The sequence below is a fragment of the Actinoplanes sp. NPDC049598 genome, from assembly GCF_040675435.1.
Classification (GTDB): domain Bacteria; phylum Actinomycetota; class Actinomycetes; order Mycobacteriales; family Micromonosporaceae; genus Actinoplanes.
In genome coordinates, this window is the sequence record NZ_JBFAOX010000007.1 from 261,722 (window position 1) to 275,857 (window position 14,136).

Below are 14,136 nucleotides of genomic sequence, written 5' to 3' on the forward strand. Positions count from 1 at the left end.
AGCGCCAAAGACAAAGAGGCCGGGTGATCGGCAGTCTTTCCGCACACGCAGCACGTGGAGGCACTATGAAGGCTTTGCGATGCGCGGCGGTGGCCGGGGCTGTGGTGCTCCTGGCCGCCTGCGGTGACGGCGGCGGCGGTACGGGCGGTCGCCGGCCGGTCGACGGCAAGACGTTCACGATGGCTGTGCCGGGCGACCCCGGCAACCTCGATCCCCATTTCACCTCGCTGTCGGTCACCGGGCAGGTCGACCGGTTCCTCTACGACTCGCTGCTCGGTTTCGCGCCGGACGGCAAGACGAAGCCCGGGCTGGCCGAGACCTGGGAGACGACCGGCACCACGGCCAAGTTCACCCTGCGCAAGGGTGTCACCTGCGCCGACGGCACGCCGCTGACCGCGACCACGGTGGCCGCGAACATCTCGTTCGTCGGCGACCCCAAGAACTCCTCGACCCGGATCGGCCTCTACGTGCCGGCCGGGGCCAAGGCCACCGCCGACGACGCGGCCGGCACGGTCAGCGTGACCGCGCCCGCCGCGGACGCGTTCCTCGACCGCAACCTGGGCGCGCTGCCGATCGTCTGCGCCAAGGGCATGGCCGACCGGACCAAGCTCAAGCAGGCGGCCGACGGCACGGGCCTGTACACGGTGACCGAGGCCGTGCCGGACGACCACTACACGCTGACCCGCCGCAAGGACGTCCAGGCTCCGGTCGGGCAGCCGGAAAAAGTGGTCATCCGGGTCATCACCAACGAGACCACCACGGCCAACCTGCTCCTGTCGGGCGAGGTCAACGCCGCCCGCTTCACCGGCCCGGACAGCCAGCGGCTGCAGGGCGGCGACTACCTCAAGCGCGACGTGCTGGCCCCGACCGGCGAGCTCTGGTTCAACCAGAAGGCCGGGCTGCCCACGGCCGATGAGAAGGTGCGCCAGGCCCTCGTCCAGTCGCTCGACCTCAAGCAGATGCAGCAGGTCTTCACCAGCGGCCGCGGCGCCGCCCCGACCGGGCTGGTCGTCCCGGCCAACTCCCCGTGCAAGGGCGACACGGTGACCGGCAACCTGCCCGGCTTCGACGCCGCCGCGGGCAAGGCGGCCCTGGCCGCGAGCAGTCTCGGCGGCCGCAAGCTCGTGGTGGCCTGGGGCTCCACCGGGGGGCCGGGCGCACAGGCCGCGGCCGAGCTGCTGCAGCAGCAGTGGCAGGCCGCGGGGGCGCAGATCGAGCTCAAGTCGGTCACCACCGCCCAGGTCGGCCAGATCGCGGCCGGGCAGCTCGCCTGGGACGTGGCCATGTTCCCGATCGGCGTGACGCTGCCCAGCCAGCTGGTGCCGTTCCTCTCCGGCCCGACGCCACCCGACGGGGCCAACTTCGCCGCGTTCGACAACCAGGAGTACGCCTCGGCGGTGGCCGCGGCCCAGAAGGTCACCGGGGAGAGCGGCTGCCCGCAGTGGGAGACGGCCGAGAAAGCGGTGATCAAGAACCTGGACCTGGTGCCGTTCGCCAACTCCAACGTGCCGGTCATCGCCCGCGGGGCCGAGCTGAACCTGTCCGAGGGTGACATCGATCCGTCGTCGATCCGCATGCTGGGCTGACCGATGACCGTCGCCGCGGCCGGACTGGCCGCGCTCAAAGGCCCGGCCGACAACGCCTGGGTGCGGTTCGGGCTGCGCCGCGCCGGGCGGCTGGTGGTGTCGGTCTGGGTGCTGGTGACCGCCGCGTTCCTGATGATCCACGTGCTGCCGGGCGACCCGGTCCGCACGGCGCTCGGCCCCACCGCCCCGATCTCGCTGGTCGAGCAGCGGCGCGAGGCGATGGGGCTCAATGACCCGCTGTGGCTGCAGTACGTGCACTACCTGGGCCACCTCGTCACCGGCGACCTGGGCGTCTCGATGAGCTCGGGCCTGCCGGTGAACGAGGTGATCTCGGCCCGGCTCGGCTCCACAGTGGAGATGGCGCTGCTGGCCTTCGCGGTGGCGGTGATCGTCTCGGTGCCGCTCGGCACCCTGATGACCGTGCTGGCCCGGCACGGACGGCGGCGGGGCAGCGACTGGGCCCTGACCTCGGCCGGTGTCGTGGTCGCGACCATACCCGAGTTCCTGATGGCGGTCGGGCTGGTCTTCGTCTTCAGCGTCCAGCTCGGGTGGCTGCCCGTGGCCGGGCGGGCGGGCTTCGACTCGTACATCCTGCCGGTCCTGTCCCTGGCCATCGGCCCGGCCTTCATGCTGGCCCGGATCGTCCGGGTCGAGCTGCTGACGGTGTTGCAGGCGGACTACATCCGGACCGCCCGGGCCAAGCGCCTGCGGCCCGCGGCGATCTACCTGCGGCACGCCCTGCCCAACGCGCTCACCGCGACGCTGACCATCGGCGGTCTGCTGCTCGGCGGGCTGGTCGCGGGCACGGTGCTGATCGAGAACATCTTCGCCTGGCCCGGGCTGGGCAGCACGATCGTGCAGTCCATCCTGGCCAAGGACTACCCGACCGTGCAGGGGGTGGTGCTCGTCTACGGCATCGGCGTGCTGCTGATCAACCTGGTGGTGGACGTGGCCCTGGCCGTGCTCGACCCGCGCTCGGCCATCCGGGACAGCTGATGAGGAAACCACTGGCGATCACCGCGGCCGCGCTCATGGTGCTGGTCCTGGGCCTGGCCCTGGTGGCCCCGCTGATCTGGCAGGACCGGGCCGCCGCGGTCGACTCGGCCGCCATCCTGCAGGGGCCGTCATCCGCTCATCCGGTCGGCACCGACCTGCTGGGCCGCGACATCCTGGCCCGGGTGCTGGTGGCCACCCGGCTGTCGGTGGGGCTGGCCCTGCTGGCGACCGGGATCGGGGTGGCCGCCGGGCTGCTGCTGGGCACCGCGCCCACGCTGCTCGGGCGCCGGGCCGGCCGGTGGATCACCGCGGTCATCAACATCGCCGTGGCCTTCCCGACGCTGCTGCTCGCGCTCTTCTTCGCGGTCGTCTTCGGGGTCGGGGCCAAGGGGGCGGTGCTGGCCATCGGCTTCGCCACCGCACCCGGGTTCGCCCGTCTGACCCAGACCATGGCCGCGACCGTGGCCAACCGTGACTTCATCGCCGCGGCCCGGGTGTCCGGCGTCGGCCGGGTCCGGATCCTGCTGCGGCACGTGCTCCCGAACATCGCCGAGCCGCTGGTGGTCTCGGCGACGGCGGCGGCCGGCAGCGCGGTGCTGGCCTTCGCGAGCCTGTCGTTCCTCGGTCTGGGCGTGCAGGCGCCGAGCTACGACTGGGGGCGGCTGCTCGGCGAGGGACTGGCCCAGATCTACATCCACCCGGCCGGGGCGCTGGCCGCCGGCGTGGCCGTGGTGCTGGCCGCGATGGCGTTCAACCTGACCGGCGAGGCGGTCGCCCGCGCCATCGGCCTGCGCTCCGACACGGGCGGACCGCCGCCCGCCGATCCCGCCCCCGCCACCGAGGTCCCGGTGACCGAGCGGTCGGCGGAGAACCTGCTGGAGTTCGCGAATCTGCGCGTCAGCTTCCCCGCTGCCGGCGGCGAGGTGACCCCGGTGCGCGGCGTGAGCCTGACGCTGCGCACGGGCGAGGCGGTCGGCATCGTCGGGGAGTCGGGCTCGGGCAAGAGCCTGACCGCCTTGGCCATCGCCCGGCTGATCGAGCCCCCCGGCCGGGTCCAAGCCGATCGGCTCGACTTCCTCGGGGCCGACCTGCGCGAAAGCACCGGCTCGCCCGAAGGCCGCGGCCAGGACGCGGCCCGCGAGCATCGGAAACTGCTCGGCACCTCCTTGGCCATGGTCTTCCAGGATCCGATGACGTCGCTCAACCCGACCCACAAGGTGGGCCGGCAGCTGGCCGAAGTGGCCCGCGAGCACCAGAAGGCGGACCGCCGCACGGCCTGGCGCCGGGCGGTCGACCGGCTGGCCGCGGTCCGCATCCCCGACGCCGGGCGCCGGGCCCGGCAGCTGCCGCACGAGTTCTCCGGGGGCATGCGCCAGCGGGCCATGATCGGCATGGGCATCATGGCCAGTCCCCGGCTCATCATCGCGGACGAACCCACCACCGCCCTCGACGTGACCGTGCAGCGCCAGGTGCTGGAGCTGCTGGCCAAGGTCCGCGCCGCCGAGCAGGCCGGGCTGCTGTTCATCAGCCACGACGTGACCGTGGTGAGCCAGGTCTGCGACCGGGTGCTGGTGATGTACGCCGGGCGGATCGTCGAGGACCTGCCCACCGGTTCGCTGCTGGCCGACGCTCGTCATCCGTACACCCGGGCCCTGGTCGCCGCCGTGCCCGACATGACCACCGACCGCAACCGGCCGCTCGCGGTGATCCCGGGCCGGCCGCCGGACCCGCACGCGTTGCCCACCGGTTGCGCCTACGCCCCGCGCTGCCCGCTGGCCACCGATCGCTGCCGGCACGAGGATCCACCCCTGACGGCGTACGCCGAGGGCCGCCGCGTCGCCTGCTGGCACGCCGACCTGACGCCCGCGGGACAGGCGCAGACCGCACACCTGGGAGGAGAAGCACCGTGACCGTCGACATCGCACACTGGACCGGGCGACTGGCCGAGCTCGCCGAGCGCCACAAGGTTCCCGGGGCCACTTTGGGGATCCTGTCCGAGGACGAGATCGCCGAGGCCGCGTACGGCGTCCTCAGCCTCCGCACGGGGGTGGAGACGACGACCGACTCGCTGTTCCAGATCGGCTCGATCAGCAAGGTGTGGACCGCCACGCTGGTCATGCAGCTGGTCGACGAGGGTAAGCTGCAGCTGGACGCGCCGGTCGTGGACGTGCTGCCCGAGCTGCGCCTCGGCGACCCCGGCGTGACGGCCAAGCTGACCATGCGGCACCTGCTGACCCACACCAGCGGCATCGACGGCGACATCTTCACCGACACCGGCCGCGGCGACGACTGCCTGGAGAAGTACGTCACCGGGCTGGCCGAGGCCGCGCAGAACCACCCGCTGGAAGCCACCTGGTCCTACTGCAACTCCGGGTTCTCGCTGGCCGGCCGGGTCGTCGAGAAGCTGACCGGCGGCACCTGGGACGCGGCCCTGCGCGAACGGATCATCACCCCGCTCGGGCTGGAACACACGGTGACCCTGCCCGAGGAGGCGCTGATGCACCGCGCCGCCGTGGGGCACGTGACCGACGACGGCGAGCAGACGGTGGCGCCGGTCTGGGGCATTCCGCGCTCGGCCGGCCCGGCCGGCGCGGTCGTGTCCACCGCGGCCGACGCGCTGCGGTTCGCCCGCATGCACCTTCAGAACGGGGCCGGGGTGCTCAGCCCCGCGAGCACCGCCGCGATGGCCGAGCATCAGGTCGAGCTGCCGGACACGCGCCTGCTCGGCGACTCGTGGGGCCTGGGCTGGGAGCGGCTCGGCTGGGGCAACGGGCACCGGCTGATCGGGCACGACGGCAACACCATCGGCCAGGCCGCGTTCCTGCGGATCCTGCCCGAGCAGGGGCTGGCGGTCACGCTGCTGACCAACGGCGGCAACGGCGCCAAGCTGTACGAGGAGTTGTTCCGCGAGATCTTCGCCGACCTGGCCGGGGTGCCGGTGCCGCACCCGCTCGGGCCGCCGGCCGAGCCGGTCGAGGTCGATCCGGCGCCGTACGCTGCGGTCTACGAGCGGGCGAGCATCCGCCAGGAGGTACGCGTCGACGACGGCGGCCCGATCATGCGGGTCAGCGTGACCGGCCCGCTGGCCGAGGTGCTGCAGGAGAAACCGGTCGACTACAAGATGGTCGCGGTCGAGCCCGGCCTGTTCGTGTGCCAGGACCCGGAGACCGGCAACTGGATCCCGGCCAGCTTCTACCAGCTGCCCACCGGCGAGCGGTACGTGCACTTCGGCGCCCGGGCCACCCCGCGATGCGCGAGCTGACCTTCGAGAACGTGACCGTCCGCTTCGGCCCGCGCCGGGGCGGCACGGTCGCGGTGGACGGGGTCGACCTGGTGGTGCCGGCCGGGCAGGTGGTGGGACTGGTCGGCGAGTCCGGGTCGGGCAAATCGACGCTGGCCCGGGCGGCTGTCGGGCTGGCCCCGCTCACTTCCGGCCGGATTCTGCTGGACGGCGGGGACGTTCCGCGGCGAAAGGTGCAGATGATCTTCCAGGATCCGTACTCGGCCCTGGATCCCCGCATGACCGTAGGCGCCTCGATCGCCGAGGCGATGCCCCGTCGCGAGCCGGACCGGCGCGCGGAGGTGGCCCGGCTGCTGGAATTGGTCGGCCTGCCTGCTCTCCGTTCTGCCGACCGCCCCGACCGGCTCTCCGGCGGGCAGCGGCAACGGGTCGCGCTGGCCCGGGCCCTGGCCGGCCGCCCCGAAGTCATCGTGGCCGACGAGATCACCTCGGCCCTCGACGTCTCGATCCAGGGCGCCGTGCTCAACGTGGTCCGCGACCTGCAACGGCAGATGCGGCTGACCATGCTCTTCATCTCGCACAACCTGGCCGTGGTCCGCTACGTCAGCGACATCGTCGCCGTGATGCGCCAGGGCCGGATCGTCGAGTGCGGCCCGGTCGAGCAGGTGCTCCAGGACCCCCGCCACGACTACACACGAGAGCTGCTGGATGCTGTCCCCAAGCCCTAATGTGAGCGGCATGACCCAGCTGCCGCGCGCGAGTCTCGGCCGGATCCTCGACGATCTGGGCACCACGCTGCTGGATCTGGTGCACGGCGTCCTCAGTGTGCGGCCCATCGCCGGGATAGCCATTCACGACCCGTTCGACGAGCCTCATCTGCCCTCACCGGCGCTGGTGCTCGGCGTGGGTCTGCGCGAGCCGGGCGAGATCGCCGCCCTGCTGCGTGCGCTGGGGGAGCAGGCGGCGGCCGGCTTGATCGTACGGGCCCCCGTGCCGGCCACCGAGGAAGTGAGAGCCGCCGTCGACGAGTCGGGGGTGGCCCTGCTCGCGCTGACCCGCGGCGCGTCCTGGGACCAGCTGGCCGCGCTGCTGCGCTCGATGCTCAGCCAGGGCGACGTCGGCGACCCCGGCCCCGAGATGCTCGGCGGCCTGCCCTCGGGTGACCTGTTCGCCCTGGCCAACGCCGTCGCCGCGCTGGTCGACGCCCCGGTCACGATCGAGGACCCGGATTCGCGCGTGCTGGCCTTCTCCGGCCGCCAGGAGGAGGCCGACGAGTCCCGGGTCGAGACCATCCTGGGCCGCCAGGTGCCGGAGCGCTTCGCCCGCCTGCTGACCCGGGCCGGTGTCCACCGCGACCTGCACCGCAGCCCCGACCCGGTCTACTTCCCGCCGCCGGAGACCGCCCCCGGCGAGTTCTCGGTGCCGCGGGCCGCCGTGGCCGTCCGGGCCGGCGACGAGTTCCTCGGCTCGATCTGGGCCGCCGTGCACGAGCCGCTCACCCCCGACCGCTCCCGCGCCTTCAGCGACGCGGCCAAGCTGGTCGCCCTGCACATGCTGCGGCTGCGGGCGGGCGCGGACGTCGAGCGCCGGCTCCGTACGGAACTGGTCGGCACCGCCCTCGAAGGAGGCTCCGGCGCCCGCGAATCGCTGGCCCGCCTCGGCCTGGCCGACCAGCCGCTCGTCGTGCTCGCGCTGGCCCCGGCCGAGCCGGAGGGCCCGGCCGACCGCTCCGGCCTGGCCGCCGACCGCCAACGGTTGGCCGACGCGCTGGCCATGCACCTGAGCGCGGTGCACGCGGGCAGCGCGGTCGCCCTGCTCGGCGACGTCGCGTACGGCCTGCTGCCCGCCGTCACCGAGGAGCGCGCGCTCAAGGTGGCCACCGAGTTCCTCGACCGCGTCGGCGACCGGGTGCCCGCCTTCGTCGGCGTGAGCCCGGCCGCTTTGTCGGTCGCCGTGCTCCCCGCCGCCCGCGCCAGCGCCGACCGGGCCCTGCGCGTCCTGCGTTCCGGCTGCGACCGCCGGGTGGCCCGCCTCAGCGACGTCTACACCAAGGCCATGATCCTGGAGATGCGCGACCTGGTCGCCGCCCGCGGCGACACCCCCACGGGCCCGCTGGCCAAACTCCTCGCCTACGACACCGAACACAACGCCGACCTGGTCGACACCCTGACCGCCTGGCTGGACGCCTTCGGCGACGCGGTAGCCGCCGCCGCGGCCCTGCACGTGCACCCCAACACCTTCCGCTACCGCCTACGCCGCCTGGCCGAGGTCGGCGACCTGGACCTGACCGACCCCGAGGCCCGCTTCGGCGCCATGCTCCAGCTACGCGTCTTCCCGGGCCCGGCCACCGAGCGCCGTCAGCAGTAAGTCCACGGCGACACCCATGCGAGCGACGAATTCGTCCCGGTCGGTCACTTCGTGCTTGAGGCCGGCGGCGACGCTCAGCAGGGTCCGGGACACGTCCGCTGCTGTGCCCGCGGCCGACGCGGGCCGACCGGCCGCAACCGCCTCCGTGACGAGTGAGGCGAAGCGCCGGGGATAGTCGGCCACGACCGCACCGAGCAACTCCGGGTTGGTCTCCACCAGAACCGCGACCTCACGGGCCATGGCGCCGATGTAGCGGCCGGTTCGTCGCCACCGGCCTGCAGCGCGACTTCACCCCGGAACAAAAGGCCTACCTCGCCGCGGCCGAGGCCGCCGGCGCCTTCGCCTACAAGACCACCCAGCAGGGCGCCGCCACCACCCTCGTCGCCGCGGTCGCCCCCGAGTTCGCCCGCACCGGCGGGCATTACCTCGACGACGGCAACGAGGCGTACACCGTGCCCGACGGCGCGAAGCTCTTGGACCACAGCCATGCCGTCAAGCGGTGGGCCCTCGACCCGGAGACCGCCGAGAAGCTGTGGGTGGTCTCCCTCGAGCACCTGGCCGGTTAACTCGTCGTCGTGACCACGGTGACGGCCACCGCGGCGGTCGAGGCGGCGATGGCGGCGGCCGTGGCGGTCACGGCGGTGTTCACGGCCTCGGCGCCCCAGTGGCCCTGCTCCAGTTCCTTGGCCCGTTTGATGACCGGCGATGACCAGGCCAGCTGGGGCCGCAACATCGGCAGCGCGCCGCTTGACGAGAGAAGAGCGATCAGCGCGGCCGTACGGGCGTCGGGCTGGTCACCGTCGACCAGGACGCCGCGGATGCGGTCGCGCATCACGGTCTCGTAGTCCGAATCCGTGGCCGGCAAGGTGTTCATCTTGAAGACGCCCAGTACCCGCTTCTTCTCGCGGCGGATCAGGCCGCGGTCGATGAGGCGCTCGATGACCGGGTCCCAGAGCTTGCCGCCGATCGACAGCAGGAGCGTCTGCGCGCTGCGGGGTTTCTCGGCGACCTTGTCGTACGCCTCCTGGAGCAGCGGGTCGCCGAGCGGTTCCGAACCTGTCGCGTACACCTTCTTCCCGTCCGTCTCGACCCGGCCGCGGAGGGCCAGTTCGACCAGCACGGCCCCGCCGAGCGCGTAGGGCAGCGTGCCCGCCGCGGCGGGTGTTCCGGTTTCGTCGTCGAGCAACAGCAGCATCAGGTCCTCGACCAGAAGCATGTCTCACAACCAATCGTGTTCGCGGGCGTAGCGGGCCGCCTCGTGGCGGGTCTGGGTCTGGGTCTTCTGCATGGCGCTGGACAGGTAGTTGCGGACGGTCCCGGGGGCCAGATGGAGCCGGGCGGCGATGTCGGCCACCGAGTAGCCCTCGCCGGTCACCCGGAGGACGTCCAGCTCGCGTTCGGTGAGCGGGCAGTCGTCGATGACGGCCAGGGCCGAGACGTCGGGGTCGATCCAGCGTTTGCCCGAGTGCAGGGTGGCGATGACGGTGGCGATGTGGGCCGGCTCGGCCGACTTGCTCACGAAGCCCTGCACCCCCAACTTCAAGGCCTTGCGCAGTACGCCCGGACGCGCGTGCCGGGTCAGCATGAGCACCTTCTGTCCGGGGCGGAGACGGCGGATCTCGGCCAGCGCCCCGAGCCCGTCCACGTTCGGCATCTCCAGGTCGATCACGAGCACGTCCGGCTCGTGGCGCATGGTGGCCGCGATGGCTTCCTCGCCGTCCGACGCCTCGGCCAGCACGGTGATGTCGCCCTCGAGCGGCAGCAGGGCGGCCAGCGCCTTGCGCAGCAGGGCCTCGTCGTCGGCCAGCACCACCGATGTCACCGCGTACCCCCGAATGTCGCTGCCGTCGTGAAGTCGCCGGCGTCCACCCGCACGGTGAGCTCCCCGCCATCGGTCTCGATCCGCCGGCGCAGGGCCGAGAGCCCGCGCAACTCGAGCGGCCCGTTCAGGGCCGCGCCGTCGTTGACGATCGTGATGCCCGACCCGGCCAGCGTGATCCGCACCTGCGTGGCCTGCGCGTGCCGCAGGATGTTGGTCGTCGTCTCCCGCAGCACCTGGCCGAGCATCTCGCTCACGCGGGCGTCCGGCTCCGACTCGCGCGTGATGCGCACCCGGATCCCGGCCGCCTCGAACAGGTTCTTCGCGTTCTCGAGCTCCGCCGACAGGTTGAGCCGCCGTTGCGCGTACGCCAGCTCTTTGGTCTGTTGGATGGTGTCGCTGACCAGGCCGTGGATCTCCTGCAGCTCCTGTTCGGCCCGGGCCGGATCGCTGTGCACGAGCTTGCCCGCGAGCGCGGCCTTGAGCTTGACCACGTGGAGCGTGTGGCCCTGGATGTCGTGCAGGTCGCCCGCGAAGCGCACCCGCTCGCGGATGACGGCCAGCTCGGCCTCGCGTTCGCGGGACACCTCCAGCTCCTGCACGATGTCGTAGAACCGCTCGCCGGCGAACGAGAGCACCATGATCAGCACGGTCAGGCCGCTCGGGACGAGAACGAACGCGGCGAACGCGTCGTCGCCGTCGACCAGGAGCCGGGTGGCGCCGACCCCGGCCACGTAGAGCAGCACGGCGGCCGCCGCCGCGTACTTGTGGCGCGGCAGCCGCGGCAGGGCGAGCGAGGCCACGCTGATCACCCCCCAGTACGCGTTGGGGGCGGCCACCACGAGCACGCCGACCGGCCAGACCGCGGCCGCCACGATCAGGCACGGCCAGGCCACCCGGCCGATGTCGTTGGCCGTCCACCGCTCGAAGGCCACCAGCGCCGCGATCGCGCCCGGGGCCAGCACGAGCACGTGCCACCAGGAGCGCAGATCGACCGCCACCACGACCACCGCCGCCAGCACGATCGGCGGCAGCGCGGTGTACAGGTTGAGGCGGCGCAGGCGGCCCTGCGTGGCCTCGGTGATGCGCAGCGATCTTGCCTTCACCCCACCAGTATTCGGCGGGATCGGCGCGGCCAGTAGTGACACCACGTCATATCCGGTTGGTGACACGGCGACACTGACCGTACGGACGGGGCCGCTGTTTCATCGAGTCATGTCCACCACGCCAGTGATCGAAGTCGACCACCTCAATCTCAAGTACGGCGACTTCCACGCCGTCCGGGACCTCTCGTTCGAGGTCCGGCCGGGTGAGCTGTACGCGCTTCTCGGCACCAACGGCGCCGGGAAGACCTCGGCCCTGGAGACCGTCGAGGGGCACCGGACCGCGACCTCGGGCACCGTCCGGGTCTTCGGGCACAGCCCGCGCGATCGCGCCGCCGTACGGCCCCGGATGGGCGTCATGCTGCAGGAGAGCGGCTTCTCCCCGGACCTGACCGTCCGCGAGTCGGTCGCTCTGATCGGCCGGCTGACCCGGCGCAGCGACGACGTGGACCGGGTCATCGACGTCGTCGAGCTCACCGGCAAGGCCGGCACCCTGGTCGGCCAGCTCTCCGGCGGCGAGAAGCGGCGCCTGGACTTCGCCACGGCCGTCTACGGCACCCCCGAGCTGATCTTCCTGGACGAGCCGACCACCGGGCTGGACATCCAGTCCCGCGACGACCTGTGGAACGCGGTCGACCGGCTGCGCGAGAACGGCTCGACCGTCGTGCTGACCACCCACTACCTGGAGGAGGCGCAGCAGCGGGCCGACCGGATCGGGCTGATGCACCAGGGCACCCTGCGCCGGGAGGGCACGGTCTCCGAGCTGACGCGCTCGTTGCCCGCGGTCATCACCTTCACGCTGGCGGCTCCCGCGCCTTCGCTGCCGCTGCAGGCCGCTGTCGGCGCCGGCGGGTCGGTGCGGGTCGAGACCTTCAACCTGCAGAAGGACCTGTACGTGCTGCTCGGCTGGGCCCAGGATCACGGGCTCGAGTTGGGTGACCTGTCGGCCGGCCCGACCCGGCTCGACGACGTCTTCCGCTCCATCGAATCCATCGCTTCCTGAGGGGGTCCTCGTGCTCGCCATCGCCCGTACCGAACTGATCCAGATCTTCCGCAACCGGCTGGTGCTGGTCACCAGCTTCGTCATCCCGCTAGCGATCAGCGTGTTCTTCGTCTACCGGCACGAGGTCTTCGCCGAGCTGGCCACCCTCGGCTACATCGCCGCGATCGTCATGTTCACCGTCGCCGCCTTCGGCCTCTACACGTCGACCGTGACCACGCTGGCCTCCCGCCGGCAGAACCTGTTCCTCAAACGCCTGCGCTCCACGGCGGAGAGCGACGCCGGGATCCTGGCCGGCCTGGTCGCCCCGGCCACGGTCATCGCCCTGGTCCAGCTGGCCGGCATCCTGATCGTCTTCGGCGTGGTGGCCGGCCGCCCCGACAACGTGCTGCTGCTCGTCCTGGCCGTGCTGGCCACGGTGGCCATGATGATCGGCCTGGCCCTGGCCACGGCCGGGGTCACCAACTCGCCCGAGCACGCCCAGGTCACCACGCTGCCGGTCAGTCTCGGCGTCATCGCCGTGGCCAGCTGGGTCGGCATCACCGGCACCGAGAACCTCGAACTGCTCAAGCGCCTGCTGCCGGGCGGCGCCGCCACCGAGCTGATGCTCAACGCCTGGAACGGCGGCGTCGCCCTGACCGACTCCCTGCTCCTGCTGGCCCCCACCCTCGCCTGGGTCGTCGTCGCCGTCTCCTTCGCCCACCGTCTGTTCCGCTGGGAGCCCCGCCGCTGAGCTGCGGAACAATGGGTGGGTGAGCCGCCATGACTGACCTCGACCTGCGCCGGCTGCGATACTTCCTGACCCTGGCCGGTACGGAGAACTACGGGCGGGCGGCCGAGATCCTGCACCTCGCCCAGCCCGCGCTGAGCCGGTCCATCGCCGCCCTGGAGCGCGACCTCGGAGCCAAACTCTTCGAACGGTCGCGTTCCGGCACCCGGCTCACCCCCGTCGGCGAGATCCTGCGCGACGACGCGCGGGAGCTGCTGCGGTCGGCCGAGACGGTGCAGCGGCGCATCCGCGTGGCCGCCCGCGACGGCCGGAGCGTGACCCTCGGGTTCCTTCCGGGCACGATCGTCACCCCGCTCGTACGGCACCTGGAGAACCGGTTCCCCCAGCTCCAGGTCGACGTGGCCCGGACCTCGTGGACCGGCCAGATCGCCGGGCTGCGCGACGGCCGCTTCGACGCCTGCCTGGCCCAGCGGCCGTTCGCCGAGGACGGCCTCACGGTGGTCGACCTCTACACCGAGCCCCGCGTGGTGGCGCTGCCCATCGACCACCCGGCCGGGCCCCGGCCGCTCGACGTCACCGACCCGGCCTCGCTGGCGGCGTTCTTCGCCGGGACCGGCCCGTTCCACCACTTGGCCTACACCGCCGGCGACGCCCTGGCCCGCGCCACCATCGCCGACTACGACCCGGCCCAGGCCCGCGACTTCTTCGACGTCCGCCTGTTCCGCGCCCTCGACGCCGTACGCGCGGCCCGGCCCACCCTCGACGGCCACGGCTCGATCACCCTCACCGCGGGCGCCGCCGCCTTCCACGGCGGCCCCGGCCGCCTGCTCGGCTCGACGGTCAGCGGCGCCGTGATCACCGCCGCCCGGTCCCTCGCGATCGAGCTCGCATAGTTGAGCTTGCCGAGACGCATCCGGTCGCCCTCCACCCGCCCGCAGCGGCCGAGTCCCTCAGTTGAGCTCCCGCTTTGGGTGATGGTCAGCCGGCCTGGCGGCCGCCGGGTGACAGCCTGATCGTGCCGGCCACGTCGAACACGATGGTCCGGCGGCGGCGAGGGCGTGGGCCGGCGTCGTCAGTTGCTGGAGTCGCCGGTGACGCTGCTCTGGTCGTACGAGCGGGCGTTGTTGGTGAGCAGGGTGTCGAGCACGCCGCGCCGGCGACGGCGGGAGCGGGTGCCGTTGTGATAGCCGTCGGCGAAGCCCTGGCGCACGTTTCGCACGGCGATGACGGCCAGGACGGCGATCACGACGAGGGCCACGGTGCCGATGACGATCTCCATGTGACGAGTATGCGG

General features: G+C 72.4%; 14 protein-coding genes. 10 read left to right on the forward strand and 4 right to left on the reverse strand.

Features of this window, described 5'->3' with window-relative positions:
• Positions 1 to 65 precede the first annotated feature (65 nt).
• The 7 genes from AB0J66_RS18755 (at position 66) to AB0J66_RS18785 (ending at position 8,756) form a co-directional block, all read left to right on the forward strand.
• Positions 66 to 1,586, forward strand: a complete 1,521-nt coding sequence (locus tag AB0J66_RS18755; protein ID WP_364661805.1) for an ABC transporter substrate-binding protein — start codon at positions 66 to 68, stop codon at positions 1,584 to 1,586.
• Between the two features lie 3 nt (positions 1,587 to 1,589).
• On the forward strand, positions 1,590 to 2,582 hold the full coding sequence (locus AB0J66_RS18760) for an ABC transporter permease (protein WP_364661808.1): 993 nt from the start codon (positions 1,590 to 1,592) through the stop codon (positions 2,580 to 2,582).
• Entirely contained in the window at positions 2,582 to 4,492 is a 1,911-nt protein-coding gene (locus AB0J66_RS18765) for a dipeptide/oligopeptide/nickel ABC transporter permease/ATP-binding protein (RefSeq protein ID WP_364661811.1), read from the forward strand. Before AB0J66_RS18760 ends, AB0J66_RS18765 begins: the two co-directional genes overlap by 1 nt.
• Positions 4,489 to 5,844, forward strand: a complete 1,356-nt coding sequence (locus AB0J66_RS18770) for a serine hydrolase domain-containing protein (protein WP_364661814.1) — start codon at positions 4,489 to 4,491, stop codon at positions 5,842 to 5,844. Before AB0J66_RS18765 ends, AB0J66_RS18770 begins: the two co-directional genes overlap by 4 nt.
• Complete coding sequence (locus AB0J66_RS18775; RefSeq protein WP_364661817.1) at positions 5,832 to 6,551, forward strand: ATP-binding cassette domain-containing protein; 720 nt, start codon at positions 5,832 to 5,834, stop codon at positions 6,549 to 6,551. Before AB0J66_RS18770 ends, AB0J66_RS18775 begins: the two co-directional genes overlap by 13 nt.
• A gap of 10 nt (positions 6,552 to 6,561) precedes the next feature.
• Positions 6,562 to 8,190: a helix-turn-helix domain-containing protein gene (locus AB0J66_RS18780; protein ID WP_364661819.1), complete on the forward strand. Its 1,629-nt coding sequence runs from the start codon at positions 6,562 to 6,564 to the stop codon at positions 8,188 to 8,190.
• 152 nt (positions 8,191 to 8,342) lie between these two features.
• A complete protein-coding gene (locus AB0J66_RS18785) occupies positions 8,343 to 8,756 on the forward strand; it encodes a hypothetical protein (protein ID WP_364661822.1) in 414 nt (137 codons plus the stop codon).
• Here AB0J66_RS18785 and AB0J66_RS18790 read toward each other — a convergent pair.
• The 3 genes from AB0J66_RS18790 to AB0J66_RS18800 are packed head-to-tail and all read right to left on the reverse strand — an operon-like array spanning position 8,753 to position 11,115.
• Positions 8,753 to 9,406, reverse strand: coding sequence for a GPP34 family phosphoprotein (locus AB0J66_RS18790; protein ID WP_364661824.1), 654 nt, complete (start codon positions 9,404 to 9,406; stop codon positions 8,753 to 8,755). The two genes, AB0J66_RS18785 and AB0J66_RS18790, sit on opposite strands and share 4 nt — an antisense overlap.
• 3 nt (positions 9,407 to 9,409) lie before the next feature.
• Entirely contained in the window at positions 9,410 to 10,012 is a 603-nt protein-coding gene (locus AB0J66_RS18795; RefSeq protein ID WP_364661827.1) for a response regulator transcription factor, read from the reverse strand.
• Positions 10,009 to 11,115 carry a histidine kinase gene (locus tag AB0J66_RS18800; protein WP_364661830.1) on the reverse strand — a complete coding sequence of 369 codons (1,107 nt, stop codon included), beginning with the start codon at positions 11,113 to 11,115 and terminating at the stop codon, positions 10,009 to 10,011. Before AB0J66_RS18800 ends, AB0J66_RS18795 begins: the two co-directional genes overlap by 4 nt.
• Positions 11,116 to 11,224: 109 nt before the next feature.
• Here AB0J66_RS18800 and AB0J66_RS18805 point away from each other — a divergent pair, with 109 nt between their 5' ends.
• From AB0J66_RS18805 to AB0J66_RS18815, 3 genes are read left to right on the forward strand one after another with little or no spacing between them, the layout of a single operon-like run.
• Complete coding sequence (locus AB0J66_RS18805) at positions 11,225 to 12,115, forward strand: ABC transporter ATP-binding protein (RefSeq protein ID WP_364661832.1); 891 nt, start codon at positions 11,225 to 11,227, stop codon at positions 12,113 to 12,115.
• A gap of 10 nt (positions 12,116 to 12,125) precedes the next feature.
• On the forward strand, positions 12,126 to 12,845 hold the full coding sequence (locus tag AB0J66_RS18810) for an ABC transporter permease (protein WP_364661835.1): 720 nt from the start codon (positions 12,126 to 12,128) through the stop codon (positions 12,843 to 12,845).
• 29 nt (positions 12,846 to 12,874) lie between these two features.
• The gene (locus AB0J66_RS18815; RefSeq protein WP_364661838.1) at positions 12,875 to 13,735 is read left to right on the forward strand and encodes an SDR family oxidoreductase; all 861 of its coding nucleotides are present in this window, start codon (positions 12,875 to 12,877) and stop codon (positions 13,733 to 13,735) included.
• A 179-nt stretch (positions 13,736 to 13,914) separates the two neighbouring features.
• On the opposite strand, the gene AB0J66_RS18820 is transcribed toward AB0J66_RS18815, so the two are convergent.
• The gene (locus tag AB0J66_RS18820; RefSeq protein WP_364661840.1) at positions 13,915 to 14,121 is read right to left on the reverse strand and encodes a hypothetical protein; all 207 of its coding nucleotides are present in this window, start codon (positions 14,119 to 14,121) and stop codon (positions 13,915 to 13,917) included.
• Between the last annotated feature and the right edge of the window lie 15 nt (positions 14,122 to 14,136).

Coding starts and splice junctions, on each gene's coding strand:
- AB0J66_RS18805 (WP_364661832.1), top strand. CDS start 11,225: ATGTCCACCACGCCAGTGATCGAAGTCGACCACCTCAATCTCAAGTAC.
- AB0J66_RS18790 (WP_364661824.1), bottom strand. CDS start 9,406: ATGCTTCTGGTCGAGGACCTGATGCTGCTGTTGCTCGACGACGAAACC.
- AB0J66_RS18815 (WP_364661838.1), top strand. CDS start 12,875: ATGACTGACCTCGACCTGCGCCGGCTGCGATACTTCCTGACCCTGGCC.
- AB0J66_RS18775 (WP_364661817.1), top strand. CDS start 5,832: ATGCGCGAGCTGACCTTCGAGAACGTGACCGTCCGCTTCGGCCCGCGC.
- AB0J66_RS18765 (WP_364661811.1), top strand. CDS start 2,582: ATGAGGAAACCACTGGCGATCACCGCGGCCGCGCTCATGGTGCTGGTC.
- AB0J66_RS18780 (WP_364661819.1), top strand. CDS start 6,562: ATGACCCAGCTGCCGCGCGCGAGTCTCGGCCGGATCCTCGACGATCTG.
- AB0J66_RS18820 (WP_364661840.1), bottom strand. CDS start 14,121: ATGGAGATCGTCATCGGCACCGTGGCCCTCGTCGTGATCGCCGTCCTG.
- AB0J66_RS18755 (WP_364661805.1), top strand. CDS start 66: ATGAAGGCTTTGCGATGCGCGGCGGTGGCCGGGGCTGTGGTGCTCCTG.
- AB0J66_RS18760 (WP_364661808.1), top strand. CDS start 1,590: ATGACCGTCGCCGCGGCCGGACTGGCCGCGCTCAAAGGCCCGGCCGAC.